This is a genomic window from Plantibacter sp. ME-Dv--P-095, assembly GCF_030209365.1.
In the GTDB taxonomy this organism is placed as follows: Bacteria; Actinomycetota; Actinomycetes; order Actinomycetales; family Microbacteriaceae; genus Plantibacter.
The window spans coordinates 370,160-395,946 of the sequence record NZ_JARVSB010000007.1; the positions used below are offsets into that span (position 1 = coordinate 370,160).

Below are 25,787 nucleotides of genomic sequence, written 5' to 3' on the forward strand. Positions count from 1 at the left end.
CTCAGGAGAGGCGGGGCGTTCGTCGTGCCAGCGGTGATCGTCGCTCGACTATTCGGTCGGCTCCGTCGTGGGCGTCGCGAGCGGGGTCGGGATGTCGGTCGGCTCCACCGTCGGCTCCTCGGTCGGCTGCGGCGTGGGGACGAGCGTCGAATACTCGAGCAGCTCGCCGGTGAGGACCGGGACGCTCGCGGTGGCGCCGGTCTCCTCGCCGTACTGGAAGAAGACGTCGAGGATCGCGCCCGGCTGCACGCCGAGCGACTCGATGCGCAGGGGGTCGTTCGCCCCGGTGCCGTCGAAGCTCGTGAGACCGGGTTCGGCGAGGACCTGGAACTGCTCGTCGATGCCCTCGACCTCGACGAGCACGGTGTGTGCGCGGTCGTCGCGGTTCGCGACGCTGAACACCAGGTTGCCGGTCTCGCCGTCGTCGGAGATGACGATCGCGTTGCGGACCGCGACCGAGCCGACGGTGACACCGACGCCGTCCGAGGCGTCGTACTGCTTCAGGGTCGCCTGCGGGGCGATCAGGTTGCACCCGCTCATGCCGAGTGCGACAGCACCGGCGACGACGATGGAAGCGATGAGACGCGCCTTCACAGAACCCTCCAAGATGTGGTGGCCCCGGGCGCAGACGAGTGACAGGTGTCCCGGGATCCGGATTCGAGTCTAGCCCACCCTCGCACAGGGACGCGGTCGGTGCGGAGTACCGATCTAGGCGCTGTCTGTCGGTGCTGCCGTGGGCACCGTACCCGGCTCTGACCAGGGGTCCTATGGTATTCTGGGAGACGCCGAAGGGACCGACACCCATGATCTTCGAAGTTGGCGAGACCGTCGTCTACCCGCACCACGGTGCCGCGACCATCACCGAGGTGAAGACCCGCGTCGTCAAGGGCGAGGAGAAGCTCTACCTGAAGCTCCGTGTCACCCAGGGAGACCTCGTCATCGAGGTCCCGGCCGAGAACGTCGACCTGGTCGGGGTACGCGACGTCATCGGCCAGGAGGGTGTGGACCGCGTGTTCGACGTGCTCCGGGCGCCGTTCACCGAGGAGCCGACGAACTGGTCCCGTCGATACAAGGCGAACCTCGAGAAGCTCGCGTCGGGAGACGTCATCAAGGTGTCCGAGGTCGTCCGCGACCTCTGGCGTCGCGACCAGGACCGCGGTCTCTCCGCGGGCGAGAAGCGCATGCTCGCGAAGGCGCGGCAGATCCTCGTCTCCGAGCTGGCGCTCGCGGAGCAGACGGACGAGGAGCAGGCGTCCTCCGTCCTCGACGAGGTCCTCGCGTCCTGAGCCGGCCCGCTGCTCGCGGATCGCACGGGAGAAGTAGGCTCGGCTCATGGCTGCGATCTACGAACCGAGTGCCGCTGCGGAGACCTCTCTGGACGGTCCCGCCGTCGGGGTGATCGTCGTCGCCGCCGGGAGCGGGACGCGTCTCGGTGCCGGGATCCCCAAGGCGTTCGTGTCCCTCGCCGGCAGCACCGTGCTCGAGCACGCGCTCGCACCGGTCTTCCGGCTCCGCGAGCCCGTGCAGCTCGTCCTCGTCGTGCCGGCCGACCGCGTGGGCGAGGCCGAGACGATCGGGCGGAGGGCGGCCGGGCGTGCCTCCGACCACCTCAGGGTGGTCGTCGGCGGTGGCACGCGACAGGAGTCGGTGCTCAACGGGCTCGCCGCGCTATGGCCCGGGGTCCGCACCGTGCTCGTCCACGACGCGGCCCGTGCGCTCACGCCGACGGCACAGTTCGAGCGGGTGATCGAGGCCGCGGCGCGCACCGGCTGGGGTGTCGTGCCCGCGCTCCCGGTGACCGACACGATCAAACAGGTGGACGCGAGCGCCGTCGTCGAGCGGACGATCGACCGTGCCGAGCTGCGGGCCGTCCAGACGCCGCAGGCGTTCCCGAGGGACGCCCTGGTCGCGGCGTTCCGCGTCGCCGCGGAACGGCTCGCCGCCGCGACCGACGACGCGGCCCTCTACGCTGACGCCGGCCATCCGGTCGTGACGGTGGAGGGCTCGGAGGCCGCGTTCAAGATCACGACGCCGTGGGACGCTCAGCGCGCGGAACGGCTCCTGACCGCACCGGCTGCGGCCGATGCCCTCGCCGACCGCGCCGACACCGGTTTGCCGTCGTCGTCACCGACGCCGCAGCCCGGCCGGATCCGGACCGGCATCGGTATCGACGTCCACGCCTTCGCTGAGGCGGGCGAGCTGCACCTCGCCGGCCTCTCCTGGCCGGGGGAGCGGGCGCTCGCCGGTCACAGCGACGGTGACGCGGTCGCCCACGCGATCGTCGACGCGCTCCTGTCCGCGGCGGGGCTCGGCGACATCGGTTCGATGTTCGGCACCGACGATCCGCGCTTCGCCGGAGCTCGAGGCTCGGTCTTCCTGGAGGCGGCGGTCGAGCGACTGCGCGCCGCCGGGTACGAGGTCGTGAACGTCGCGGTGCAGCTCGTCGGGAACCGCCCTCGCTTCGCGCCCCGTCGCCTCGAGGCGGAGTCGGTGCTGGGTGCGCTCGTCGGCGGACCCGTCAGCATCGCGGCGACGACGACGGACTCGCTCGGCTTCACGGGTCGTGGCGAGGGTGTCACCGCCGTGGCGACGGCGTTGATCGAGCGCCGCTGACCACCGGTGACCGATCGCGGCCACCGCGTCAATCGGAGGTCGTCTGGCCGACGAGTTCGACGGGCAGCCCGAGGAACCGTCCGTAGGCCGTCACCGCGCGGCGGAAGCCGGCTTCGACGCGTCGGCCGAGCGGGGTGAACGGCTCCGGCGTGATCGTCACGGTCTTCGGCCCGATCCGTCGTCGCCACGTGCCGACGATCCGACCGTCGACGGTGATCATCGGGAGGAAGATCCCGTTCGCCCCTGGGACGACGCGCTCCGCGTGCTCGGCGGGGAGCGACAGTCCACGATCCCGGTAGCCGAGGAGCAGCTCGTCGAATCCGGGCAGGGCCAGGACCGACGGCGCCCCGGTCGGTCGCGGGACCGACGCGGTCTCGACGGCCGACCAACGCAGCACACCCTCCTGCTCGCGCTCCTCGACCCGGTCGCCCGCGATCTCCAGCCCGCGGTTGACCTGGGCGACCGTGAGCTTCGACCACCAGGTGAGGTCGGCGACGGTCGCCGGTCCATGGCCAGCGAGGTACCGGACGACGAACTCGCCGAGGGCCTCGTCGGGTTCGAGTACCCGCGGTGAGCGGATCCACTCCTCGGAGAGGACGAGTGACTGCTGCTTGCCCGCCGGCGGTCCCCAACAGACGACGCCACGCATGGCGAGCTCCATGAGCAGGTGGGAGCCGCGCTGCCCCGTCACCGGGATGCCCGTGGCCGTGTGGGCGGCCAGCAGCTCGTCTCGACCGGCTCGGCGCCCACCGCCGAGCATCGCCTCGGTGAGGTCGCGGGATCGCGAGAACGTCTCGGCGTCGAGTTCCAGTTGGCGGTGGCGCGCGGCGATCGTCGAACGGACCCGGGGGACGCCCAGGCCGAGGATCCAGCCGAGGTCTTCGGCGGCGACGAGGTGGAGCGTGCCCCGCATGGGCCAGGACCGGACCACCGACCCGTCCTCGAGGGCGCTCAGCACCTCGGCGAGGGTCGAACCGGGCGAGCGGACGCCGATCGCCCACAGTCCGGAGGCCAGGTCCTGCGCCTGGACGGCGAGCAGTCGGGACACGACCGCGGCCGGAGACCGCCGCGGCCCTCCCTGGAGGAGCTGCGCGCCGAGGCGCGCCTCGAGAACGCGCGGCTCGTTCGGCCCAGTCGTCATGCGACCATCATGCCGCGACGGCGGCGGCTAGTCTGGTCTCGTGGCCCTCCGACTCTACGATTCGAAAACGCAGTCCCTCCGGGACTTCGTGCCGCTCCGCGAAGCCGAGGCGGGGCTGTACGTCTGCGGACCCACGGTGCAGTCCTCGCCGCACATCGGCCACCTGCGCAGCGCGCTCGTCTACGACCAACTCCGACGCTGGCTGACCGCCTCAGGGCTGCGCGTCACGCTCGTCCGCAACGTCACCGACATCGACGACAAGATCCTGGCGAACGCCGCCGCGGGTTCCGAGGGCGGCTTCGCCCTGCCCGGGGAGGAATGGTGGGCGCTCGCCTACCGGTACGAACTGGAGTTCACCGCGGCCTACCGCGCGCTCGGCATCCTGCCGCCGAGCTACGAGCCGCGCGCCACCGCGAGCATCCCGGAGATGCAGGAGCTCATCGAGCGACTCGTCGACGCCGGGCACGCGTACCCCGCGCCGGACGAGTCCGGAGACGTCTACTTCGACACCGCATCATGGAGCCGGTACGGCGAGCTGACGCGTCAGAGCGCCGAGCACATGGAGGCCGCGACCGACGCGGATCCCCGAGGGAAGCGCGATCCGCGCGACTTCGCGCTGTGGAAGGGCACGAAGCCCGGCGAGCCACGCTCGGCGAGCTGGATGTCGCCCTGGGGTGAAGGCCGACCCGGCTGGCACATTGAGTGCTCGGCGATGTCGACGAAGTACCTCGGCGAGGAGTTCGACATCCACGGCGGCGGACTCGACCTGCGCTTCCCCCATCACGAGAACGAGCTCGCCCAGTCGAGTGCGGCCGGCGACCCGTTCGCGCGGTACTGGTTGCACAACGGCCTGGTCGCGGTGTCCGGCGGACAGAAGATGTCCAAGTCGCTCGGCAACTCCGTCTACGCGGCCGACCTCCTCGCCGAGGCGAGGCCTCTGGTCGTGCGGTACTACCTGGGTGCTGCGCAGTACCGCTCCACCCTCGAGTTCCACGACGGCGCGCTCGCCGAAGCGGAGGCGGCACTCGGACGTATCGAGGGATTCCTGGACCGGGCGCGGCGGGCGGGCCTCCTCGACGAGGCGGACCTCGCACCCGATCGCGCAACGCTCCCGGCCGCGTTCGTCGAGGCGATGGACGACGACCTCAACATCCCTCGTGCCCTGGCGGCACTGCACGAAGCCGTCCGCGTGGGCAACGCCGCCCTCGACCGCGAGGACGATCACGACGTCGCCCGGGAGAGCAGTGTCGCGGTGCTCGACATGACCCGCGTCCTCGGTATCGACCCGACCGACCCGTCGTGGTCGTCGGGCACCGACCCCATCACTCACCGATCCCTGTCCGCACTCGTCGAGCGCCTGCTCGTCGATCGCGCTGACGCCAGGGTCGCCAAGGACTTCGCAGCGGCCGACCGGATCCGCGACGAACTCACCGCGGCCGGGATCACCATCGAAGACACCCCGTCCGGAGCACATTGGAGTATCAGTGGCAAGTAAGCCTTCCCGCCCGACCGGGCCGAAGAAAGCGAAGAAGGGTCCCACCAAGGGCACCGGCGGCCTCGGCCGCAAGGCGCTCGAAGGTCGTGGGCCGACCCCCAAGGCCGAGGACCGCGCCTGGCACCCCGCCGGCAAGCGGAAGGCTGCGCAGGAGCGCTACGCGGCCTCCGGCGGCACCGGCAAGCCCAAGCAGCCGGCCGGCCAGAACGGGCGACCGTCGACGAACGGCCGCACCAAGCAGAAGTCGAGCGACGAGTCCGAGGTCGTGACGGGCCGCAACTCCGTGCTCGAGGCCCTGCGCGCGAAGATCCCGGCCACCACGCTGTACGTCGCGACGCGCATCGAGATGGACGACCGGGTGAAGGAGGCGCTCAGTCTCGCCACCCGCCGCGGCATCCCCGTCCTCGAGGTGATGCGGCCGGAACTCGACCGCATGGCCGGGTTCGACGGCGTCCACCAGGGGCTCGCGATCAAGGTGCCCCCGTACGAGTACGCGCACCCGATGGAGCTGCTCGACCAGGTCATCGCGCGGGGCGAGAACCCGCTGTTCATCGCCCTCGACGGCATCACCGACCCGCGTAACCTGGGTGCGATCATCCGCTCGACGGCCGCGTTCGGCGGCCACGGCGTCATCCTCCCGCAGCGTCGGAGCGTCGGGCTCACTGCTTCGGCGTGGAAGACCTCGGCGGGTGCGGCAGCACGCACGCCCGTCGCGATGGCAGCCAACCTCACGCAGACGCTCAAGGCGTTCAAGGAGCGCGGCGTCTTCGTGATCGGCCTCGACGGCGACGGCGACGTGTCGCTGCCCGGCCTGGAACTCGCCGACCAGCCGATCCTGGTGGTCGTCGGCAGCGAGGGCAAGGGGCTCTCTCGCCTCGTCACCGAGACGTGCGACGCGGTGGTCTCGATTCCGATCTCCGCTGCGACGGAGTCGCTGAACGCGGGCATCGCGGCGAGCGTGACGCTCTACGAGATCGCGCGTCGGCGGAGCGCCGAGTAGGCAGTACCTCGACGCGGCAACGCGTCGACCGAAGGCCCTGGGAACGGATCACCGTCCCAGGGCCTTCGATCGTCGGGGCCTGCGGCGTCGGTCAGACGAGATCGCGCCAGTCGACCGGGCCGGTCATGGCGGCGGGGATGCTGATCGCCTCGGTGGGCGGCACGATCATCGTCGCCTCGTCGCGACGGTGTCGCAGGACGGTGTTCACGTAGGATCCGACCGCCTCGGCCAGCGGGATGTCGCGGCCTTCGTTCTGCGCGAGGAACCACCGGTGCTCGAGGAGCTGGTGGAAGATCTCCGCCGGCTCGAGCTTGCCGCGGAGCTCGCGGGGGATCGCCTTCACGACGGGCTCGAACACGCGGATCAACCACTCGTGTGCGGCCATCTCCTCGTCGAAGCCGTCCTTCCCGAACGACGCCGAGTACGCGTCGAGGTCGTTGAGCAGACGCCTGGCCTGGTTCTCCCCGGCGTCGAGGCCCGTGAGTCGCAGGAGCCGACGCTGGTGGTGTCCGGCGTCGACGACCTTCGGCTGGATGCGGACGGTGGAGCCCTCGTCGGTCGTCTTGATCGCGAGTTCCTCGATGTCGAAGCCCAGCTCGTTCAGGCGGTGCACGCGTTCCGTGATGCGCCAGCGCTCGGAGGCGTCGAAGGACTCGGACCCCGTGAGCTCCTTCCAGAGCGAACGGTAGGCCGCGACGATGCCGTTGCTCACGGTCACGGGGTCGAGCTCGACGTCGGCCCGCCCGCCGGCCTCGAGGTCGAGCAGTTCACCGGCGATGTTCACCCGCGCGATCTCGAGGTCGTTCTCACGTTGTCCGTTCGACAGGCCTCCCTCGTAGAGCTTGCCGGTCTCGGCGTCGACGAGGTAGGCGGCGAAGGCTCCCGCATCGCGTCGGAAGAGCGTGTTCGACAGCGAGACGTCGCCCCAGAAGAACCCGACGATGTGCAGGCGGACGAGCAGGACGGCGAGGGCGTCGACCAGGCGGGTCGCGGTGTCCGGACGCAGCGTCCCCTGGAAGAGCGCGCGGTAGGGGAGGGAGAACTTCAGGTGCCGGGTGACGAGCACGCTCGGGAGTTCCCGGCCCTTCCGGTCGGAGCGGTTGGTGATGACCGCCAGCGGGTCGACGCAGGGGATGTCGAGGCGCTGCAGGGTGCGCAGCATGTCGTACTCACCCTTCGCCATTTCGGCGGTGGTCTCCTTGACGGCGATCACGTACCCCGAGAGGTTCGCGAACCGCACCAGGTGGCGGGAGATGCCCTTCGGCAGCGACGCGATGGCCTCGTTCGGCCAGTTCTCGAGCGGAAGCTCCCAGGGCAGGTCGAGCAGCGCCGGGTCGACGGTGGCTGCGGTGATGTTCAATGCGCCGGACATGGTGCGATGCGCTCCTCGGGAGGGATCGAGCTGACGTGGGACAGACGAAAACGACGATGGTCGAGCGATCGGAGACCGACCGCTCGACCATCGTCGGCGGAACTACTAGATCGAGGAGGACACGACCGGCTTGTTGCCGAGGCGCTCACCCGAAGCCGAGTCGAACGCGTGCACGTGGTGCGGCGTCGGCGCGAGGAACACGGTGTCGCCGATGTGGGCGTGGTTGCGGCCGTCGACGCGAGCGACGATGTCGGTGCGCTTGCCGGAGACCTCGGTGTGGCCGTAGAGGTAGCCGTCGGCGCCGAGCTCCTCGACGAGGTCGACGGTCACCTCGATGCCGGAGCCGGAGTTGCTGGAGACGGTGATGTCCTCCGGGCGCACGCCGACCGTGACGTTCTTGGACGGGGCGGCGTCGGTGATCTCGCGCTCCACCGGGATGATGAATCCACCGAGCTTGATACCGCCGTCGGCGATCTCACCCTCGAAGAGGTTCATGGCGGGGCTGCCGATGAAGCCGGCGACGAACACGTTGTTCGGCTTCTCGTACAGGTCGCGAGGCGTGCCGACCTGCTGCAGGATGCCGTCCTTCAGGACCGCGATCCGGTCGCCCATGGTGAGCGCCTCGGTCTGGTCGTGGGTGACGTAGACCGTGGTGACGCCGAGGCGACGCTGGAGCGACGCGATCTGGGTGCGGGTCTGGACGCGGAGCTTGGCGTCGAGGTTCGACAGTGGCTCGTCCATGAGGAAGACCTGCGGCTGGCGGACGATGGCGCGACCCATCGCGACACGCTGACGCTGACCACCGGAGAGCGCCTTCGGCTTGCGGGTCAGGTAGTCCTCGAGGTCGAGGAGCTTCGCGGCTTCGAGGACACGGGTGGCGCGCTCCTCCTTGCCGACGCCGGCGATCTTGAGCGCGAAGCCCATGTTCTCGGCGACGGTCATGTGCGGGTACAGCGCGTAGTTCTGGAACACCATCGCGATGTCGCGGTCCTTCGGCGGCACGTCGGTGACGTCGCGGTCGCCGATGAAGATGTGGCCGTCGTTGACCTCTTCGAGGCCGGCGAGCATGCGGAGCGAGGTGGACTTGCCACAGCCGGACGGGCCGACGAGGACGAGGAATTCGCCGTCGGCGACCTCGAGGTTCAGCTTGTCGACCGCGGGGCGGGTGCCGCCCGGGTAGAAACGGGTTGCATTGTCGAACGTCACAGACGCCATGGTTGTTCTCCTTCACCGGCAGGTACGTGCCGGACGATCCGTTGTGAATGGACGCGAGCCCGCCGACGATGGCCGACTCGCCGTTCCAGTATGCCATGGGCCCCTGGGAATGGAAGGGTGCCGGGTGGATCGGTCTCTCGGTGGACGCACAGCGTCCTCCCTGCCTGGTTTGGGCCTCTCCCAGGCGGCAGGTCTACGATTGATATGTTTGGCGCTGCTGGGTCTACGTAGCGCAATCCCCCCGAAACGAGGATCAATGTCTGGCGCTGGATCGCAGAACCGACCGACGAAGAACGAACGCCGCGACGCGGCCCGCGAGAAGGCACGCGTGCTGCGCGAGCAGCAGAAGCGGCGCGACCGCCGCAACCGCGTGCTGCTGCAGGGTGGCATCGTGCTCGGTGCGCTCGCGATCGTCGCCGCCGTGGCGATCATCATCGTGACGTCGATCAAGCCCGCCGGCCCCGTCCCGACGGCTGCGCAGAACGACGGGTTCACCGTCGGCGCGGGTCTGCAACTCGTCGGCGCGCCCGCCGACGCCCCGACGCCCACGCCGACCGCCACCGACGCGGCCGAGCCGGCACCGGCCGAGACACCCGCCGCAACGGAGACCCCGACGGCCGAGGGCGTCGAGATCTCCGTCTACCAGGACTTCCTGTGCCCCTACTGCGGCCAGTTCGAGACCACGAACGCCGAGCAGGTCAAGGGATGGCTCGAGGCCGGAGCGGCGACGTACACGGTGCACCCGCTCGCCACGCTGAGCAACCTGTCGCTCGGGACGCAGTACTCACTGCGTGCCTCGAACGCCGCGGCCTGCGTCGCGCAGTACTCGCCGAACGACTTCTTCTCCTTCAACACCGCGTTGTTCGAGAACCAGCCCAAGGAGAACACCGAGGGCCTGACCGACAAGGAGCTGAAGTCCATCGCGAAGGGCGTCATCTCCGGCGGTGAGAAGAAGATCAACGCCTGCATCGACGACGGCACCTACAAGTCCTGGGTGAAGGACTCGACCGACCGCGCCCGGAGTGGCCCGCTGCCCGGCACCGACGTCGCCAAGGTCGAGGGGACGCCCACCATCCTGGTGAACGGCAAGCAGTACACCGGCTCGCTGACCGACGCCGAGCAGTTCGCCGCGTTCGTGCTCGCCGTGTCCAGCGAGAGCTACTCGACCGACACCCCGTCGCCGAGCCCGAGCGAGTCGCCCGCGACCAACGGCTGATCCGTCGCCATCGTAGGATGGTCCAGACCGGGGTTCGCCCCTGTCGGCCGACGTGGCGCAATTGGTAGCGCAACGCTCTTGTAAAGCGTAGGTTACGGGTTCAAGTCCCGTCGTCGGCTCCAACCCAGAACCGCCCGTCAGCGCTGCTGGCGGGCGGTTCCGTGTGGAAGGAACCGTTCGTGAACCGCATCCCAGCATGGCTCGCACTCCTGATCGCCGTGGTCAGTGGCGCGTTCATCGCCGTCCAGGCCCGCTTGAACGGCGAGCTCGGCGCACGGCTCGGCGACGGCTTCACCGCCGCCGCGATCTCCTTCGGCGGCGGGCTGCTCATTCTGAGCATCGGGCTGGCCGTCTCCCGAACCGGGAGGCGGGGCCTGGAGACCGTGGCGACGGCGGTGCGTCGTCGCGAGATGCCGTGGTGGACGGTCCTCGGCGGGTGCGCAGGCGCATTCCTCGTGCTGTCGCAGGGGCTCACCGCGGCAGCGCTCGGGGTGGCCCTGTTCACCGTGGCGGTCGTCGCCGGCCAGACCGCGAGCGGCCTCGTGCTCGACCGCATCGGCTTCGGCCCGGGAGGCGTCGTCGGGTTCACCGTGCAGCGCGTCCTCGGGGCGGTCGTCGCCCTCGTCGCCGTCGGCGTCGCGGTCTCGGGAGAGCTCGGCGGGAGCATCCCGCTCGGCCTGCTCGTCCTGCCGCTGCTCGCGGGGATCGGGATCGGCTGGCAGCAGGCGGTCAACGGGCGGGTGAAGATGCGTGCGCAGAGCACGCTCGCGGCGACCTTCATCAACTTCATCGTCGGAACCGTCGTGCTCGTCGTGGCCGCTGTGCTGCACGCGCTGTTCGTCGCACCGCCCGGAGCGTTGCCGGGGGAGTGGTGGCTCTACCTCGGCGGACCGATCGGCTGCGTCTTCATCGCCGTGGCGGCGTTCCTCGTCCAGCACACGGGGGTGCTCATCCTCGGGCTCGGGACGGTCGCCGGTCAGACGTTGAGCGCGCTCGCCCTGGACGTCTTCCTGCCGACCGACGACAGCGGTGTCCACGTGTCCACCGTCGTCGGCACGCTGCTCGCGTTCGCGGCGGTGGCGATCGCATCGGCTCGGTTCCGCCGTCGACCCGCAGCGCCGGCCGGGTCCTGAACGGAGCGGATCACGGCATCCGGCTGAAGTGCGCCTTCGCGTTGCTCGTCTTCCGGCGCCCGGTCCGGCCGTTCCCCGGCTTGCCGCCGACGTAGAGCCACCCGAGGAGGTCTTCGCCCTTCTGCAGGCCGTGCGCTTTCCTGACGGCCTTCGCGCGGGTTGCGCCGCCGGTCCGCCAGAACACACCCCATCCGGCGTCGTCGAGCAGCAGGCTGATCATGTGGGCGACGCCGGAGGCCACGGCCTCCTGCTCCCAGGAGGCGACCTTCGACTTCTTCACGCTCACGACGACCGCGAGCAGCAGGGGAGCACGAAGGGGCTTCGTCGACGGCTTGGAATCGCCGTCCGCCTTCGCGAGCGCCCGGCCCAGCTTCACCCGGTCGTCACCCCTGAGGGCGATGACCCGCCACGGGCGCAGGGCTCCATGATCGGCCACGCGGCCGGCGGCGCCGATGATCTCCAGCAGCTCCTCGTCGCTCGGAGCGACGTCGGTGACCTTCGACCACGAACGCCGCCCGGCGACGGCGGCCAGGACGGGGCTCTCGGCGGGCTCCGTCACTCCGTCGGCTCAGCGGTGTCGGCTGCTGCGAAGTTGAGCGCGATGGAGTTCATGCAGTAGCGATCCCCGGTCGGCGTACCGAAGCCGTCGTCGAAGACGTGCCCCAGGTGGGATCCGCATGAGGCGCAGCGCACCTCGGTCCGGACCATGCCGAGCGTGCGGTCTTCGATCAACTGCACCGCGTCGGGGTTCACGGACTCGTAGAAGCTCGGCCAGCCGCAGCCGGAGTCGAACTTCGTCCCGCTCTTGAAGAGTTCGGCGTTGCAGGCGGCACAGGTGTACAGGCCGGCGCGCGACTCGTCGAGGAGTTCACCCGTCCAGGCCCGCTCGGTCGCCGCTCCGCGGAGGACCTGGTACTGCTCGGGCGTGAGTTCCTCGCGCCACTGCTCGTCGGTCTTCGACACGTCGTACGTCATGCTGCTCCATTCGTTCTCGGTCATCCTACGCGCGGGGCCGCGTCGTACCTGCGGCCTCCGACTTCCAGCTCAACACTTGGGAGTCGCTGATCCTTCCCGGTGAACGTGCCTCCTTGCCGGACCGGATGCGACTCGGTGACGCTCCGCTGAATAGACTGAGGAATCGTCCGGGCGGAGTCCTCCCGGGCTCGCGGCACGGTACCGATCAGGAGGGGGTCGAGCATGCAGCCTGCATCGCACACGCCCGACGGCGGCGACGCGTCGGTCCCTGCCCCGGGCCTCAGCGAACGCGAACGCGAGATCCTCGAGTTCGAGTCCCACTGGATGCGCCACGTCGGGGCGAAGGAGGCCGCCATCCGCGACCGCTTCGCGCTCTCGCCGACCCGCTATTATCAACTGCTCGGCGCGCTCATCGACTCGCCGTCCGCTCTCGCCCACGACCCCATGCTGATCAAGCGGCTGCAGCGCACCCGCGACGCCCGACTCTCGGCACGAGGAGCTTCAGCTCCACGTACCGACGGCTGAGCAGCTCACGGAGAACACACCATGGCTGAATCCTTCCCGCCCGACCGTTTCGACGAGGTCCCGGACCTCAAGCGCGTCGGCGCGCACCGTGCCCCGGCGCCGAAGGGGCGTGGCTGGATCGCTTTCCTGGTCGCCGTCGTGGCGACGTTGGTCCTCGTCGGGATCGGCACCTTCGCCCTGTTCGGGCTGAACGACCGCATCGACTTCTTCGGCGGTGCTGCCAGCCCGAGCGCGACGCCGACGCCCACGCCGACGCCCACGGAGGTGGCGCCCGTGGTCGATCCCGCGGCGAGCATCCTCGTCTTGAACGGGACGCCGACCGAGGGTCTGGCGGCATCGGCGGCGGCCGCGATCGCTGCCGCCGGGTTCACCCAGCAGATCCCGACGAGCGACGCGAGCACGGAGGACGTCACGGCGAGTGGCGTCTACTATCAGGACCCCTCGCAGGAGGGCGTGGCACGCGCCATCGCGAACGCGCTCGGCGGCATCCCGATCCAGATCACGGACCAGTACGCGATCCCGGTCGAGGAGGGCGAGGCTCCCGTCCTCCGCATCGTCGTCGTGGTCGGCGCCGACTACCAGCCGGCCGCCTGAGCGCAGCGTCCCCGCCGGACCTCGTCGGCTCGTCGGACCGGCCTGTGTTTCCGGGGTGTTTCCTCCATGTTGAGTTGTCGTAATACTCCGCGACGATTGTCGATTTCGGGGTGATCCGGGACACCGCCCCGGATTAGGATCTGGAATTGGCCGCTCATCCCGTCCCGTCTCGACTCGCCCCTGAGTCCGTTTTGGCGCAGGGTGGCCGCCGGGGTCCCGACTCCGGACGGCAGGTCCGGGTTCGGCAGCAGCCGACGCCTGTGAGCACGCAGCAATGGGAGTATGAAATGGCGAACGGAACCGTCAAGTGGTTCAACGCTGAGAAGGGCTTCGGCTTCATCACGGTCGACGAGGGTGGACAGGACGTCTTCGTCCACTACTCGGCGATCGACATGAGCGGCTACAAGTCCTTGGAAGAGGGCCAGGCGGTCGTCTTCGAGGTCGGCACCGGAGCGAAGGGGCCCCAGGCCGAGGCCGTCCGATTGGCGTAAGCACCCATCGGACACGGGATTCCTGCGACGCCGCCCACTCCGGTGGGCGGCGTCGTTCGTCGTCTCCGGGCCGTTCCCGGGAGTTCGCTCAGGGCGCTGACGCTCACTTGCACTCCCACCCCCTGAGTGCCAGAATCGACTTAGCACTCGTACTCATTGAGTGCTAAAAACGTTCATGACGTCCGGGAGGGACGAAAAACACACATGGCTAAGATCATTGCTTTCGACGAGGAGGCCCGTCGCGGCCTCGAGCGTGGACTGAACATTCTTGCTGACACGGTCAAGGTCACCCTTGGGCCGCGCGGTCGCAACGTCGTCCTCGAGAAGAAGTGGGGCGCCCCCACGATCACCAACGACGGCGTGTCCATCGCCAAGGAGATCGAACTCGACGACCCGTACGAGAAGATCGGCGCGGAGCTCGTCAAGGAGGTCGCCAAGAAGACCGATGACGTCGCCGGCGACGGCACCACCACCGCCACCGTGTTGGCTCAGGCGCTCGTGCGCGAGGGCCTCCGCAACGTCGCCGCAGGCGCCGACCCCATCAGCCTCAAGCGCGGCATCGAGAAGGCCGTCGAGGCCGTCACGGTCGAGCTCATCGCCAACGCGAAGGAGGTGGAGACCAAGGAGGAGATCGCTGCGACCGCTTCCATCTCCGCCGGCGACACCACCATCGGCGAGATCATCGCCGAGGCGATCGACAAGGTCGGCAAGGAAGGCGTCGTCACCGTCGAGGAGTCGAACACCTTCGGCACCGAGCTCGAGCTCACCGAGGGCATGCGCTTCGACAAGGGTTACCTGTCGCAGTACTTCGTGACCGACCCCGACCGCCAGGAAGCGGTGTTCGAGGACCCCTACATCCTCATCGCCAACCAGAAGATCTCCGCGATCAAGGACCTCCTGCCGATCGTCGACCAGGTCATCCAGTCGGGCAAGCAGCTCCTCATCATCGCCGAGGACGTCGACGGCGAAGCACTCGCGACGCTCGTCGTGAACAAGATCCGTGGCATCTTCAAGTCCGTCGCCGTCAAGGCTCCGGGCTTCGGCGACCGCCGCAAGGCGCAGCTGCAGGACATCGCCATCCTCACCGGTGGTCAGGTCATCTCCGAGGAGGTCGGCCTCAAGCTCGAGACCGTCACCCTCGACCTCCTCGGCCGCGCCCGCAAGGTCGTCATCACCAAGGATGAGACCACCATCGTCGAAGGTGCCGGCGACGCCGAGGCCATCGCCGGTCGTGTGTCCCAGATCCGCAAGGAGATCGACAACACGGACAGCGACTACGACCGCGAGAAGCTCCAGGAGCGTCTCGCCAAGCTCGCGGGCGGTGTCGCGGTCATCAAGGCCGGTGCAGCGACCGAGGTCGAGCTCAAGGAGCGCAAGCACCGCATCGAGGACGCCGTCCGCAACGCGAAGGCTGCCGTCGAAGAGGGCATCGTCGCCGGTGGTGGCGTCGCCCTGATCCAGGCCGGCAAGACCGCCTTCGAGAAGCTCGAGCTCGTCGGAGACGAGGCGACCGGTGCGAACATCGTCAAGGTCGCCATCGACGCTCCGCTCAAGCAGATCGCGCTGAACGCCGGCCTCGAGCCCGGTGTCGTGGCCGACAAGGTCCGCAACCTGCCCGTCGGACACGGCCTCAACGCCGCGACCGGCGAGTACGTCGACATGCTCGCAGCCGGCATCAACGACCCGGTGAAGGTCACGCGCTCCGCGCTGCTCAACGCAGCGTCGATCGCCGGCCTGTTCCTCACCACCGAGGCCGTCGTCGCCGACAAGCCGGAGAAGAACCCGGCTCCGGCCGGCGACCCGACCGGTGGCATGGACTTCTAAGTCCGACAGCAGCACACGCGCAGGGCGTCTCCTTCGGGAGGCGCCCTGCGTCGTTGTTCCCGCGGGGCCCGGCCCGGGAGCGGAGTCCCGGGCCGGACGACCCGAGCGGTGGTCAACCGCTGAACATGCTCGCGTTCGCCCGCTCGATCTCGGCGTACTGCGTGCTCGCCACGGACAGCGCCCTGCTGATCTCGCCGAGGTTCTCCTCGACTTGCCGCTGCGTGCCACGCCAGCGTTCCACGACGCCGTGGAAGGCCGCCGCTGCGGCACCGGTCCACTGACCGTCGAGAGCGGCGAGCTGGGCGTGGAGGCGGGCGACCTCGCTCTGGATCTGCTCGATCGTCACTCTGACCGCGTTGGAGGCGTGCTCGACCGCGTCGCTGTCGACCTGGAAGGTGGCCATGGGAACTCCGTTCGTCCGGGCGGTGCCGGTCACCGCCGTTACCGAGACGCTAGGAGTTCAGCTCACGCCACCGGGTCGACGACCGCGGTTCCGACGCTCAGGCACCCTGAGCCTGGCCCTGTGGAGCGGTGTCGGCAGCGGTGGGGCGGATCAGGCCGGCGGGCCGGCGATGACGACCGGAGCCGTCGCGGCGGTCGGGGCCAGCGGCAGGATGACGCGGAACGTCGCCCCACCTCCCGGTGTCTCCGTCACGTCGACCGTGCCGCCGTGCGCGGCGACGATCGAGGCCACAATCGCCAGCCCGAGCCCACTGCCGCCGGTCTCCCGCGTGCGGGAGCTGTCCGCACGCCAGAAGCGCTGGAAGATCTTCTCGCGGATCTGCGGAGGGATGCCCTCGCCGTGATCGACGATGGCGATGCTGGCCGTGCCGGCGCGCGCGTCGGTGCCGACGGCGAGCTCGATGGGGCTGTCGTCGGGCGTGAAGCGCAGGGCGTTGCCGATCAGGTTCGTGACGACCTGGCGGATCTTGTTCTCCTCGCCGAGGACGATCGGCGGGACGGCCAACGTGAGGGGTTCCACGGCCGGCTTCGCATCGGGGGCGACGGCCTCGCCTGAGGGCTTCGGCCGGCGACGGAAACGGTTGAAGGTCGCACCGAAGATCGGGCCCGTCGCACCGGCCGGAGGAGGGGTCTCGGCGGCAACGGATGCCTCGCCGCCCTGCTCGACGGTCGACTGCTCGAGGGACATCATCCGCTCGTCGCGGACGACCCGGACCGTGCGCCCCGGCGCCTGTGCCGTGGTGTCGAGGGCTGCGTCGCGGGCGACCGGCAGGAGGTCGACCGGAGCGACGTTCAGTGGACGCGTCTCGTCGAGACGGGCGAGCTGGAGGAGGTCCTCGACGAGCGCACCCATCCGGATGGCCTCCTTCTCGATGCGCTCCATCGCCTGGGCGACGTCCTGCGGGGTCTGCAGGGCACCCATGCGGTAGAGCTCGGCATAGCCGCGGACCGAGACGAGGGGAGTGCGGAGTTCGTGGCTGGCGTCGCCGACGAAGTTGCGCATCTGTTCGATGGTCTTGCCGCGGTCGGAGTAGGCGCGGTCGATCCGGGCGAGCATGGTGTTGAGGGAGCGGCTGAGACGCCCGACCTCGGTGTTCGGAGTGGACCCGGCCAGACGCTGACTGAAGTCGCCGTCCGCGAAGGCCGCAGCGGTGCGTTCCACCTGCCGGAGCGGTTCGAAGGTACCGGTGACCAACCACCGCGTCAGCAGGGCGCCCACCACGATGATGAGGACGCCGAGCACGAAGAAGATGGTGAGGTAGGTGGCGATCGTGTTGTCGGTGCCCTGCATGGAGATCGCGACCCACGCCGCTCCCGTCCGGAACCCGTCGAGCGTGACCGGGACGGACACCGCGTGGTAGACGATCGTGCCACTCGAATTCGTGGTCGTGTACACCTGGTTGCCGCTCGCCGCGACGTCGTTCGCGCTGAGGTGCGCCGGGTGCTCGGGCGCGATGCTGTCGTCCCAGCCGGAGGAGGCCCGGAGTTCACCGTTCGTGTCGTAGACCGCGACGAACAGTGTCGAGGGTGCGTCCAGCTGGAGCTGGCCGTCCTCGGAGATCTCGCCGACGATCTTGCCCTTGGCCGCCGTCAACAGACTGTCGTTCGCCTGTTGGGTCAGGACCTCCTTGAGGAGGGGCGTGGTGCCCATCCCGGCGACGAGCAGACCGAACGCGAGCACGAGCACCGTCACCCCGGTGATCTTCGTCCGGAGGGAGACGCTGCTCCACCAGGTGGACAGGGAATCGGCCATCGGGTGGGGGCTACGCCTTCCCGGCCTTGAGCATGTAGCCGAATCCGCGCTTCGTCTGGATGAGCGGCTCGCTCGAGAACTGGTCGAGCTTGCGCCGCAGGTAGGAGATGTAGCTCTCGACGATGCCGGCGTCGCCGTTGAAGTCGTACTCCCAGACGTGGTCGAGGATCTGCGCCTTCGACAGGACTCGGTTGGGGTTCAGCATGAGGTACCGGAGCAGCTTGAACTCCGTCGGGCTGAGATCGATCGGGGTGTCGCCGACGAGGACCTCGTGGGTGTCCTGGTCCATCGTCAGCTCGCCGGTGCGGATGACCGCATCCTCGTCTGCCTGCATGGTGCGGCGCAGGATGGCCTTGATGCGCGCGACGATCTCGTCGAGGCTGAACGGCTTGGTGACGTAGTCGTCACCGCCGACGGTGAGCCCGGTGATCTTGTCCTCGGTGTCGTCCTTCGCGGTGAGGAACAGGATCGGAGCCGTGTAGCCCGCGCTCCGGAGACGCTTGGTCACGCCGAAGCCGTTCATGTCCGGGAGCATGACGTCCAGGATGATGAGGTCGGGTTCCTCCTCGAGCACCGCGGAGATGGCGGCTGCACCGTTGCCCACGGCTCGCACGGCGAATCCGGCGAAACGCAAGCTGGTGGTGAGGAGGTCGCGGATGTTCGGTTCGTCGTCGACGATGAGGATGCGGGGTCCGGTCATGACTCCATTATCTGCACGTTTCTTGAGACTTTTCTGAGAGCGAGGATCAGGCCGTCTGCAGGGCGTGTGCGTCGAGGATCGTGTAGCTGTAGCCCTGCTCAGCGAGGAAACGCTGCCGGTTCTGGGCGAACTCCTGATCGACCGTGTCGCGGGACACGAGGGTGTAGAAACTCGCCGTGAGTCCGGAGGACTTCGGGCGGAGCAGGCGTCCGAGTCGCTGCGCCTCCTCCTGGCGGGAGCCGAACGAGCCGGAGACCTGGATGGCGACCGTGGCTTCAGGGAGGTCCACCGAGAAGTTCGCGACCTTCGACACCACGAGGACCTGCTCGGTGCCGTCGCGGAACGCCTGGTAGAGCCGTTCGCGTTCGTCGACCGGGGTGGCGCCCGTCAGCTTCGGTGCTCCGAGGGTCTCGGCGAGTTCCTCGATCTGGTCGAGGTACTGACCGATGACCAGGATCTGCTCGCCGCGATGCCGCTCGACCAATTGCCGGACGACGTCGAGCTTCGCCGGCGCGGTCGCCGCGAGGCGGTACCGCTCGTCGTCGGCCGACGCGGCATAGGTGAGTCGGACGGCCTGCGGGAGGTCGACGCGGACCTCGAAGCAGGCGGCGGGGGAGATGAAGCCCTGTGCCTCGATCTCCTTCCACGGGGCGTCGAACCGCTTGGGCCCGATGAGGGAGAACACGTCGCCCTCGCGGCCGTCCTCGCGGATGAGGGTCGCCGTGAGACCGAGCCGGCGTCGGGCCTGTAGCTCGGCGGTGAGTTTGAAGACCGGAGCCGGCAGCAGGTGGACCTCGTCGTAGACCACGAGCCCCCAGTCCATGGCGTCGAGCAGCGCGAGGTGCGCGTACTCGCCCTTCCGCTTGGCCGTGAGGATCTGGTACGTCGCGATCGTGACCGGCTTGACCTCCTTCACCTGCCCGGAGTACTCGCCGATCTCCTCGGCGGTGAGGGAGGTGCGCTTCAACAGCTCGTCCCGCCACTGCCGGGCGGACACCGTGTTCGTCACGAGGATGAGCGTGTTGGTGGAGGCTGTCGCCATCGCTCCGGCACCCACGAGGGTCTTCCCCGCGCCACAGGGGAGCACCACGACACCGGAGCCGCCGGAGAAGAAGTTGTCCACCGCCTGCTGCTGATAGTCGCGCAGGTGCCAACCGTCCTCGACGAGGTCGATCTGGTGGGGGGTCCCGGCGGTGTACCCCGCGAGGTCCTCGGCAGGCCACCCGAGTTTCACCAGCTCCTGCTTGAGCGCGCCACGGGCCCAGGGCTCCACGAGGAAGGTGTCGGGGCTCGGGTGCCCGATGAGCAGCGGGGCGATGCGTTTGGCGCCCGCCACCTCCGTCAGGATCGGGAGGTCGGTCGAGCGGAGGACGAGTTCGCCGTCCTCGGAGCGTTCGATCACGAGGCGGCCGTACCGGTTGACCGTCTCCCGCATGTCGATGGTCACGGAGGCCGGGATGGAGAACTTCGAGTAGCGCTCCAGCGTCTCGATCATCTGATCCGCGTCGTGCCCGGCCGCCCTCGCGTTCCACAGACCGAGGCGCGTGATCCGGTAGGTGTGGATGTGCTCGGGCGCGCGCTCGAGCTCCGCGAACACGGAGAGATCGTGGCGGGCGTCCTCGGCGAGCGGGTGGGCGACCTCCAGCAGGACGGTGCGGTCGCTTTGGACGATCAGTGGTCCATCAGACATAACGGTCGAGTCTACCGGCGGATTCGGCGTGGAACCCCCGTGACCGCGCGTCAACCGGCGACCCGGACCTCCGTGATCATGGCCAACGGCAGGGTCCGCTCGACGTCCGCAGCCCGGTCGAGCCCTCGGAGGCGGCCTCCAGCGAGACTCACCGGCTCGATCGTGAAGGTCGACCGGCGCTCGCCGTGCTGGAGCTGGACGGTCACCGGGGTGTGGTCGCGGACGGCGACCTCCAGTTGCTTCGCCAGCCACGCGGTGCTCGTGTCGCCGAGGTCGTCGGCTCGCAGCCGGGACACGAGATCCGGCCCCGGTTCCGGGCTGGCGCTGGTCGAGGCTGTCCGGATGAGTGGCTGTCGACGGATGCGGAGCGGAGCGCCGTGGTCGTCCTCGGCCACGACCGGATAGCGGGCGTCGTGGAGCGCCCAGTAGACGGTGGCGGCGTCGCTACGGCTGGTGAGTCGGTTGGCGTCGCTCGGACGGAGTCCGAGGGCGACGAGGCTCTGGTCGACGGACACCGCCGCGATCAGTCCGGTGTCGTCGGAGCGGACATAGCTGCTGCGCCCGGGATCGGCCGAGGCGTCCGCGGACGCTCGGATCGTGCCGACCCGGACGAGGCCGAACCGTGATTCGGCCTCGGAGACGAGGTAGCGCAACGGTTGCGGGACGCCAGTCAGCGAGATGGACTCGAGGTACTCGAGGAGGCCGGCAGCCGTGTCGCCGTCGGCGAGGGCACGGGTGACGCTCTCGGGGGTGATGCGGTATCTCGACGCCTGGGCTCGGCCTTCGGGCTCGGCGAGCGCCCTGAGGCGCACGTCGAGTTCGGCGGTCGGGGGGCCGAGCGCGATGACGGTGAGGTCGTCCTGGAGCACGACCTGCGACACCTCGGCCGGCAGCGTCGACGCGAGCAGCGCCGCAGCGCCGTCCGGGTCGCCCGCGATGAGGAGTCGACCGAACCCGCTGGTCACGCCCCCGGCGGTGATACCGAGGAGGTCGGCCGCCGCCTCGACCGCGCGGGTCGGGGTGGTGACGGCCTCTCCGGCCAGGGGATACCACCAGCTGAGCTCCTCGACGAGGTCGGTGGCGTCGCGACCGTAGGCTGCGAGGATGCGCTCGCGGAGGGCGGCCGGGATCGCCTCCAGCCAGGCCGTGGCGAGCCGCGACCACCGCGCCGACGTCGTCGACGCGAGCCAGTCCTCGCCCCCCTGACTCAATCGGATGGCGGCGCCGGCGGCGACGGTCAGCCCGGCGTCCGATGCCACGGAGAGGGCGAGTTCGATCTGTTCCGGGGTGCTCGCCGCAGCGGCGGCGAGTCGCTTGAGGTCGGGCATGGACGGTGCACCTCGGCCGAGCAGGCGCGCAGGTTCCCGGTCGAGTTCGTGGAGGCTCTCGCCGATGATGCCGACGGTCCCGGCCGCCCGTTCGCTCGCCAAGGCATCGGTGTCGGTCGACGTCGGAGTCCGTGCCGGTGTGGGTGGGGTGGAGACCTGCTGCAGCTGGGCTCGGGAGGGCCGGCCCTCCGCCGCCCATCCTTCGAACACCGGCTCGACGGCGCGGACGGGTCGGACCGAGCCGTCTTCGTCGATCACGACCAGGACGGCGTCCTCCAGTCGCGCGACGGAGGCCGCCACCTCCGGTGCGGAGCGGTCGAGCCGTGCTGCGAGCGACTGGCGATCCGATCCGTCCGATGCCGCGGCGAGGACCGCGAGGGTGTCGCGATCGAGGAGGGCCATCCGTCGCGCGACGCTCGCATCGTCCAGCAAGGCTTCGGCGAGGTCGAAGAAATCGCCGATGCGAGCCGTGGAGGTCTTGCGGTCGGCCAGCAGACCGCGCAACGCGTCGTCCGGGAGGTCCCGGAGGCGGCGCGCGATCGCGAAGGCCTCGCCCATGGTGGTCAGCGCGTCGACGGTCCGCGCGACTCGCGGGACCGGCGCACGGCTCCCACGATGATGAGCGTGATCAGCATGAGGAACGCGATCGGGAGCCCGACGAGCGGCAGGATCGTGACGACCGGCCACGCACCGACGGCGAAATCGCCCTGCTCGAGTCCGGTGGCGGTACCGATCATGACCGCGACGAAGGCGGCGATCGAGACGGCGACGATCGTCACGACCATGAAGGCCAGGATCCGTTCGGGACGCGAGATGCTCGGCGTCTGCTCATCAGTCACGATCCCAGGATAGAGGCACGCGGCTGCTGCACCGAATAGGCTGGGGACCGAGGACCGATGGTCCTCTCGATCGTGCTTCCTGCGCGATCACCGCACGGCGCTGCATTTCTGCGCACGACACACAGCGAGGTTCCCATGCCCACCGGCAAGGTCAAGTTCTACGACGAGGAGAAGGGCTTCGGCTTCATCAGCTCCGATGACGGCCAGGAGGTCTTCCTGCACGCTTCCGCACTGCCCGCGGGCACGGCCGGCGTGAAGCCGGGGACGCGGCTCGAGTTCGGCATCGCCGACGGGAAGCGTGGCGCCCAGGCGCTCTCCGTCCGCGTCCTCGAGGCACCGCCCAGCCTCGTCAAGCTGAAGCGCAAGCCGGCCGACGACATGGCGATCATCGTCGAGGACCTCGTGAAGCTCCTCGACGGCATCGGCGGCGACCTGCGACGCGGCAAGTACCCGAACAGCGGACACAGCAAGAAGATCGCTGCCGTCCTGCGCAAGGTCGCGGACGAACTGGATGCGTGACGCGGAGGACCACGTCTCAGGCGACGAGGTGACGGTCCCCGACGAGACGATCGGGGAGTCCGAGCGCACCGTGGCATCCGTGGAGGATGGGCCGACGGCGTCCGAGGACGACGGAACGGCGCCGCCGCCGGTGCCCGACGAGACGCTGATCGCGGCCGTCGCGTTGGCTCGCGAGGCGCTGCAGTCGATCACGCCGGCGAGCACGGTCGGCGAACCCGCCGGCCATGTCGTGGTCGACGACCACGTGGTCTCGCTGCTGTTCGCGAACACGATGCCCGGGTACCCCGGTTGGTTCTGGACGGTCACCCTGTCGCGGACGTCCGACGACGCCGAGCCGAACGTCCTCGAGACGGAGCTCATGCCTGGCGACGGCGCGTTGCTCGCGCCGCAGTGGGTCCCGTGGTCGGAGCGACTCGCGGACTACCGGGCGGCTCAGGAGGCGGCGGCCGCGGCGGCTGCCGATGAGGCGCTCGACGACGGCGATGAGGCGGACGAGTTCGACGACGAGGACGACGTCGCCCTGTCCGGAGATCCGCGCGATCGGGATCGTGACGGCATCGAACTCGAGTACGACGACGAGTCGGACGAGTCGGACGACGCGGACGAGGACGACGAGTCCGACGAGGACGAGTCGGACGACGACTCCGACGATGATGACGACGACGACGTCGATTCCGACGACGACGACGATCGCTTCGAGGACGAGTAGTCCACACCCACATCCCGACAGACGAACGGGCGGTCGACCCCAGTGGGGGCGACCGCCCGTTCGGCGTTCAGGCTGGACGGCTCAGAGCGCGCCGACGACGTGTTCGATGCTGGCGATGAGCTGCCGTACGTCCGCCGGGTCGATGGCCGTGAACGTCGCGACGCGCAGCTGGTTCCGACCGAGCTTCCGGTAGGGCTCGGTGTCGACGATGCCGTTCGCCCGGAGGGTCTTCGCGACGAGTGCAGCGTCGATGGCCTCGTCGAAGTCGATGGTGACGACGACCTGCGAACGGTGCGAGGGGTCGGTGACGAACGGGGTGGTGTACGAGGTCCGCTCCGCCCAGTCGTAGAGCGCACCGGAGGACTCCGCCGTGCGCGCCGACGCCCAGGCGAGTCCGCCGTTCCCGTTGATCCAGGAGATCTGCTCGTCGAGGAGGACGAGCGTCGACAGCGCCGGGGTGTTCAGCGTCTGCTCGAGTCGGGAGTTGTCGACCGCGTTCTTGAGGCTCAGGAACTCGGGGATGTACCGTCCGCTGGCCGCGATGCGCTCGATGCGTTCGATCGCTGCGGGGGAGCAGAGGGCGAACCAGAGTCCACCGTCCGAGGCGAAGTTCTTCTGCGGCGCGAAGTAGTAGACGTCCGCCTGAGCGGCGTCGAAGTCGACGCCGCCGGCGGCGCTCGTCGCGTCGATCACGGTGAGTGCGCCCGCATCGCCGGTGACGCGGCGGACCGGCGCCATCACACCGGTGGATGTCTCGTTGTGCGGCCAGGCGTAGACGTCGACGCCCTCGACGGCCTCGGGGTCGACGCGGGAGCCGCCGGCGACCTCGCGGACGTCCGGCGCGGTGAGCCACGGTGCCGCAGCCGACTTGGCGAACTTGCCGCCGAACTCGCCGAAGACGAGGTTCTGGCTGCGCTGCTCGATCAACCCGAAGGCGGCCGCGTCCCAGAACGCGGTCGAGCCGCCGTTGCCGACGATGATCTCGTAGCCGTCCGGCGCGCGGAACAGTTCGGACAGGCCGGCGCGGACGCGGCCGACGAGCTGCTTGACGGGAGCCTGGCGGTGAGAGGTCCCGAGGAGGGACCGGCCCGCATCGGCCAGCGCCGCGATCTGCTCAGGGCGGATCTTCGACGGGCCGCACCCGAATCGACCGTCGGCGGGCAGCAGGGACGTGGGAATCGTGATCTCCGGCATAGGCCGATTCTAGAGGCGGAGGCCGTGCGGCGTCGTGCGACCCCGCGCGGAGACGTCCACACGGGGCGGAGTGGCTTGGCGCTGGAACGGCGTCACCGCGCACTAGGCTTACCGGGAACGTGCAATCGGGCAGGGAGGGCGTCGATGACCGATTTGATTGACACCACAGAGATGTATCTCCGCACCATCCTGGAGCTCGAGGAGGAGAACATCATCCCGCTTCGTGCGCGGATCTCCGAGCGCCTCGGGCATTCCGGGCCGACGGTGTCCCAGACTGTCGGTCGGATGGAGCGCGACGGACTCGTCGTCGTCTCAGGCGATCGCCACCTCGAGCTCACCGAGCCCGGGCGGCGCAAGGCCGTGCACGTGATGCGCAAGCACCGCCTGGCGGAGCGACTGTTGAGCGACGTCATCGGCCTCGAGTGGGAGTTCGTCCACGAAGAGGCCTGCCGCTGGGAGCACGTCATGAGCGAGCAGGTCGAGCGCAAGCTCCTCGACATGCTGAACCACCCGACGGAGTCCCCGTACGGCACGCCGATCCCCGGCCTGGACGAGTTCGGAGACAGCCCTGCGGTCGCGTTCTCGCAGGGTGTCATCAACATCGTCGGTCTCGTCGACGGACGCTCGGAGCCGGTCACGGCGACCGTGCGCCGATTGGGCGAACCCGCGCAGGTGGACCCCGAACTCCTGCTCCAGCTGAAGCAGGCCGGCGTCATGCCGGGGCGCACCGGCACCTTCGCCGCTGCCGGGGGCTACGTGCTCGTCACCATCGACGGTGTCGACGGCGGCCTCGAACTGCCGAACGAACTCGCCACCCACATCTTCGTGGAGACCCCCGCGGCGTGAGCATGAGACGTGCATGAGGATTCCCTTCATGTGCCGTGTTTCCCGTGATGGAAACGTGACTTTCCGAGGGGTAACCCGTAGGCTGTCACTCGTCCTGCAGGCCATGATCTGGCCGGAGGAAGACGACCGAGGCACCCCCTAGCCCGTCCCTCG

At 69.3% G+C, this 25,787-nt stretch carries 26 protein-coding genes and 1 tRNA gene; 14 read left to right on the forward strand and 13 right to left on the reverse strand.

Annotated features, from left to right (window positions below):
- Positions 1-48: 48 nt before the first annotated feature.
- Positions 49-594, reverse strand: coding sequence for a hypothetical protein (locus QRN26_RS11720; RefSeq protein WP_056007765.1), 546 nt, complete (start codon positions 592-594; stop codon positions 49-51).
- A gap of 209 nt (positions 595-803) precedes the next feature.
- Here QRN26_RS11720 and QRN26_RS11725 point away from each other — a divergent pair, with 209 nt between their 5' ends.
- Both QRN26_RS11725 and ispD read left to right on the forward strand, forming a co-directional pair.
- Complete coding sequence (locus QRN26_RS11725; protein ID WP_056007762.1) at positions 804-1,286, forward strand: CarD family transcriptional regulator; 483 nt, start codon at positions 804-806, stop codon at positions 1,284-1,286.
- A gap of 46 nt (positions 1,287-1,332) precedes the next feature.
- Positions 1,333-2,613, forward strand: a complete 1,281-nt coding sequence (ispD, locus tag QRN26_RS11730) for a 2-C-methyl-D-erythritol 4-phosphate cytidylyltransferase (protein WP_285036935.1) — start codon at positions 1,333-1,335, stop codon at positions 2,611-2,613.
- A 28-nt stretch (positions 2,614-2,641) separates the two neighbouring features.
- Here the strand turns inward: ispD and QRN26_RS11735 are convergent, their stop codons facing one another.
- Positions 2,642-3,754 carry a winged helix DNA-binding domain-containing protein gene (locus QRN26_RS11735; protein WP_285036938.1) on the reverse strand — a complete coding sequence of 371 codons (1,113 nt, stop codon included), beginning with the start codon at positions 3,752-3,754 and terminating at the stop codon, positions 2,642-2,644.
- A 40-nt stretch (positions 3,755-3,794) separates the two neighbouring features.
- Here QRN26_RS11735 and cysS point away from each other — a divergent pair, with 40 nt between their 5' ends.
- Both cysS and rlmB read left to right on the forward strand, forming a co-directional pair.
- Complete coding sequence (gene cysS / locus QRN26_RS11740) at positions 3,795-5,249, forward strand: cysteine--tRNA ligase (protein ID WP_285036940.1); 1,455 nt, start codon at positions 3,795-3,797, stop codon at positions 5,247-5,249.
- Complete coding sequence (gene rlmB / locus QRN26_RS11745) at positions 5,239-6,249, forward strand: 23S rRNA (guanosine(2251)-2'-O)-methyltransferase RlmB (RefSeq protein WP_056007749.1); 1,011 nt, start codon at positions 5,239-5,241, stop codon at positions 6,247-6,249. Before cysS ends, rlmB begins: the two co-directional genes overlap by 11 nt.
- A gap of 91 nt (positions 6,250-6,340) precedes the next feature.
- Here the strand turns inward: rlmB and QRN26_RS11750 are convergent, their stop codons facing one another.
- Together QRN26_RS11750 and QRN26_RS11755 are read right to left on the reverse strand one after the other, a co-directional pair.
- Positions 6,341-7,621 (reverse strand): DUF4032 domain-containing protein, encoded by a 1,281-nt coding sequence (locus QRN26_RS11750; RefSeq protein ID WP_056007745.1) that lies wholly within the window; start codon positions 7,619-7,621, stop codon positions 6,341-6,343.
- Between the two features lie 105 nt (positions 7,622-7,726).
- Positions 7,727-8,836, reverse strand: coding sequence for an ABC transporter ATP-binding protein (locus QRN26_RS11755; RefSeq protein WP_056007742.1), 1,110 nt, complete (start codon positions 8,834-8,836; stop codon positions 7,727-7,729).
- Between the two features lie 256 nt (positions 8,837-9,092).
- Between QRN26_RS11755 and QRN26_RS11760 the strand changes: the two genes are divergently transcribed.
- The 3 genes from QRN26_RS11760 (at position 9,093) to QRN26_RS11770 (ending at position 11,185) form a co-directional block, all read left to right on the forward strand.
- Positions 9,093-10,052: a thioredoxin domain-containing protein gene (locus tag QRN26_RS11760; protein ID WP_056778565.1), complete on the forward strand. Its 960-nt coding sequence runs from the start codon at positions 9,093-9,095 to the stop codon at positions 10,050-10,052.
- Positions 10,053-10,098: 46 nt separating this feature from the next.
- Positions 10,099-10,174, forward strand: a tRNA-Thr gene (locus tag QRN26_RS11765).
- Between the two features lie 57 nt (positions 10,175-10,231).
- Positions 10,232-11,185: a DMT family transporter gene (locus QRN26_RS11770; protein ID WP_285036946.1), complete on the forward strand. Its 954-nt coding sequence runs from the start codon at positions 10,232-10,234 to the stop codon at positions 11,183-11,185.
- A gap of 10 nt (positions 11,186-11,195) precedes the next feature.
- Here the strand turns inward: QRN26_RS11770 and QRN26_RS11775 are convergent, their stop codons facing one another.
- Together QRN26_RS11775 and msrB are read right to left on the reverse strand one after the other, a co-directional pair.
- Positions 11,196-11,744, reverse strand: a complete 549-nt coding sequence (locus QRN26_RS11775) for a nitroreductase family protein (RefSeq protein WP_285036948.1) — start codon at positions 11,742-11,744, stop codon at positions 11,196-11,198.
- Entirely contained in the window at positions 11,741-12,160 is a 420-nt protein-coding gene (msrB, locus tag QRN26_RS11780; protein WP_285036951.1) for a peptide-methionine (R)-S-oxide reductase MsrB, read from the reverse strand. The genes QRN26_RS11775 and msrB overlap by 4 nt, the downstream gene beginning before the upstream one ends.
- Before the next feature lie 222 nt (positions 12,161-12,382).
- Here msrB and QRN26_RS11785 point away from each other — a divergent pair, with 222 nt between their 5' ends.
- The 4 genes from QRN26_RS11785 to groL all read left to right on the forward strand — a co-directional run bounded on the left by QRN26_RS11785 (position 12,383) and on the right by groL (position 15,594).
- On the forward strand, positions 12,383-12,685 hold the full coding sequence (locus QRN26_RS11785) for a DUF3263 domain-containing protein (RefSeq protein ID WP_056007733.1): 303 nt from the start codon (positions 12,383-12,385) through the stop codon (positions 12,683-12,685).
- A gap of 21 nt (positions 12,686-12,706) precedes the next feature.
- A complete protein-coding gene (locus tag QRN26_RS11790) occupies positions 12,707-13,279 on the forward strand; it encodes a LytR C-terminal domain-containing protein (protein WP_056778562.1) in 573 nt (190 codons plus the stop codon).
- A 287-nt stretch (positions 13,280-13,566) separates the two neighbouring features.
- The gene (locus QRN26_RS11795) at positions 13,567-13,770 is read left to right on the forward strand and encodes a cold-shock protein (RefSeq protein WP_056007727.1); all 204 of its coding nucleotides are present in this window, start codon (positions 13,567-13,569) and stop codon (positions 13,768-13,770) included.
- 204 nt (positions 13,771-13,974) lie between these two features.
- Positions 13,975-15,594, forward strand: a complete 1,620-nt coding sequence (gene groL / locus QRN26_RS11800; protein WP_056007724.1) for a chaperonin GroEL — start codon at positions 13,975-13,977, stop codon at positions 15,592-15,594.
- 112 nt (positions 15,595-15,706) lie between these two features.
- Here the strand turns inward: groL and QRN26_RS11805 are convergent, their stop codons facing one another.
- The 6 genes from QRN26_RS11805 to QRN26_RS11830 form a co-directional block, all read right to left on the reverse strand.
- Positions 15,707-15,997, reverse strand: coding sequence for a WXG100 family type VII secretion target (locus QRN26_RS11805; protein ID WP_056007722.1), 291 nt, complete (start codon positions 15,995-15,997; stop codon positions 15,707-15,709).
- Positions 15,998-16,147: 150 nt separating this feature from the next.
- Complete coding sequence (locus tag QRN26_RS11810; protein WP_285036958.1) at positions 16,148-17,809, reverse strand: sensor histidine kinase; 1,662 nt, start codon at positions 17,807-17,809, stop codon at positions 16,148-16,150.
- A 10-nt stretch (positions 17,810-17,819) separates the two neighbouring features.
- The gene (locus QRN26_RS11815) at positions 17,820-18,509 is read right to left on the reverse strand and encodes a response regulator transcription factor (RefSeq protein ID WP_056007716.1); all 690 of its coding nucleotides are present in this window, start codon (positions 18,507-18,509) and stop codon (positions 17,820-17,822) included.
- Positions 18,510-18,555: 46 nt separating this feature from the next.
- A complete protein-coding gene (locus tag QRN26_RS11820; protein ID WP_285036961.1) occupies positions 18,556-20,199 on the reverse strand; it encodes a DNA repair helicase XPB in 1,644 nt (547 codons plus the stop codon).
- Between the two features lie 50 nt (positions 20,200-20,249).
- Positions 20,250-22,085: a helicase-associated domain-containing protein gene (locus QRN26_RS11825; RefSeq protein WP_285036964.1), complete on the reverse strand. Its 1,836-nt coding sequence runs from the start codon at positions 22,083-22,085 to the stop codon at positions 20,250-20,252.
- A gap of 5 nt (positions 22,086-22,090) precedes the next feature.
- Positions 22,091-22,366: a hypothetical protein gene (locus QRN26_RS11830; RefSeq protein WP_056007708.1), complete on the reverse strand. Its 276-nt coding sequence runs from the start codon at positions 22,364-22,366 to the stop codon at positions 22,091-22,093.
- A gap of 135 nt (positions 22,367-22,501) precedes the next feature.
- On the opposite strand from QRN26_RS11830, the gene QRN26_RS11835 reads away from it, so the two are divergent.
- Complete coding sequence (locus QRN26_RS11835; protein WP_056007705.1) at positions 22,502-22,885, forward strand: cold-shock protein; 384 nt, start codon at positions 22,502-22,504, stop codon at positions 22,883-22,885.
- On the forward strand, positions 22,878-23,594 hold the full coding sequence (locus QRN26_RS11840) for a DUF3027 domain-containing protein (protein ID WP_285036966.1): 717 nt from the start codon (positions 22,878-22,880) through the stop codon (positions 23,592-23,594). Before QRN26_RS11835 ends, QRN26_RS11840 begins: the two co-directional genes overlap by 8 nt.
- A gap of 81 nt (positions 23,595-23,675) precedes the next feature.
- Here QRN26_RS11840 and serC read toward each other — a convergent pair whose 3' ends face one another.
- Positions 23,676-24,788: a phosphoserine transaminase gene (gene serC, locus QRN26_RS11845; RefSeq protein ID WP_285036969.1), complete on the reverse strand. Its 1,113-nt coding sequence runs from the start codon at positions 24,786-24,788 to the stop codon at positions 23,676-23,678.
- A 144-nt stretch (positions 24,789-24,932) separates the two neighbouring features.
- Here serC and QRN26_RS11850 point away from each other — a divergent pair, with 144 nt between their 5' ends.
- Positions 24,933-25,634, forward strand: coding sequence for an iron-dependent transcriptional repressor DtxR (locus QRN26_RS11850; RefSeq protein WP_056007700.1), 702 nt, complete (start codon positions 24,933-24,935; stop codon positions 25,632-25,634).
- Positions 25,635-25,787 lie beyond the last annotated feature (153 nt).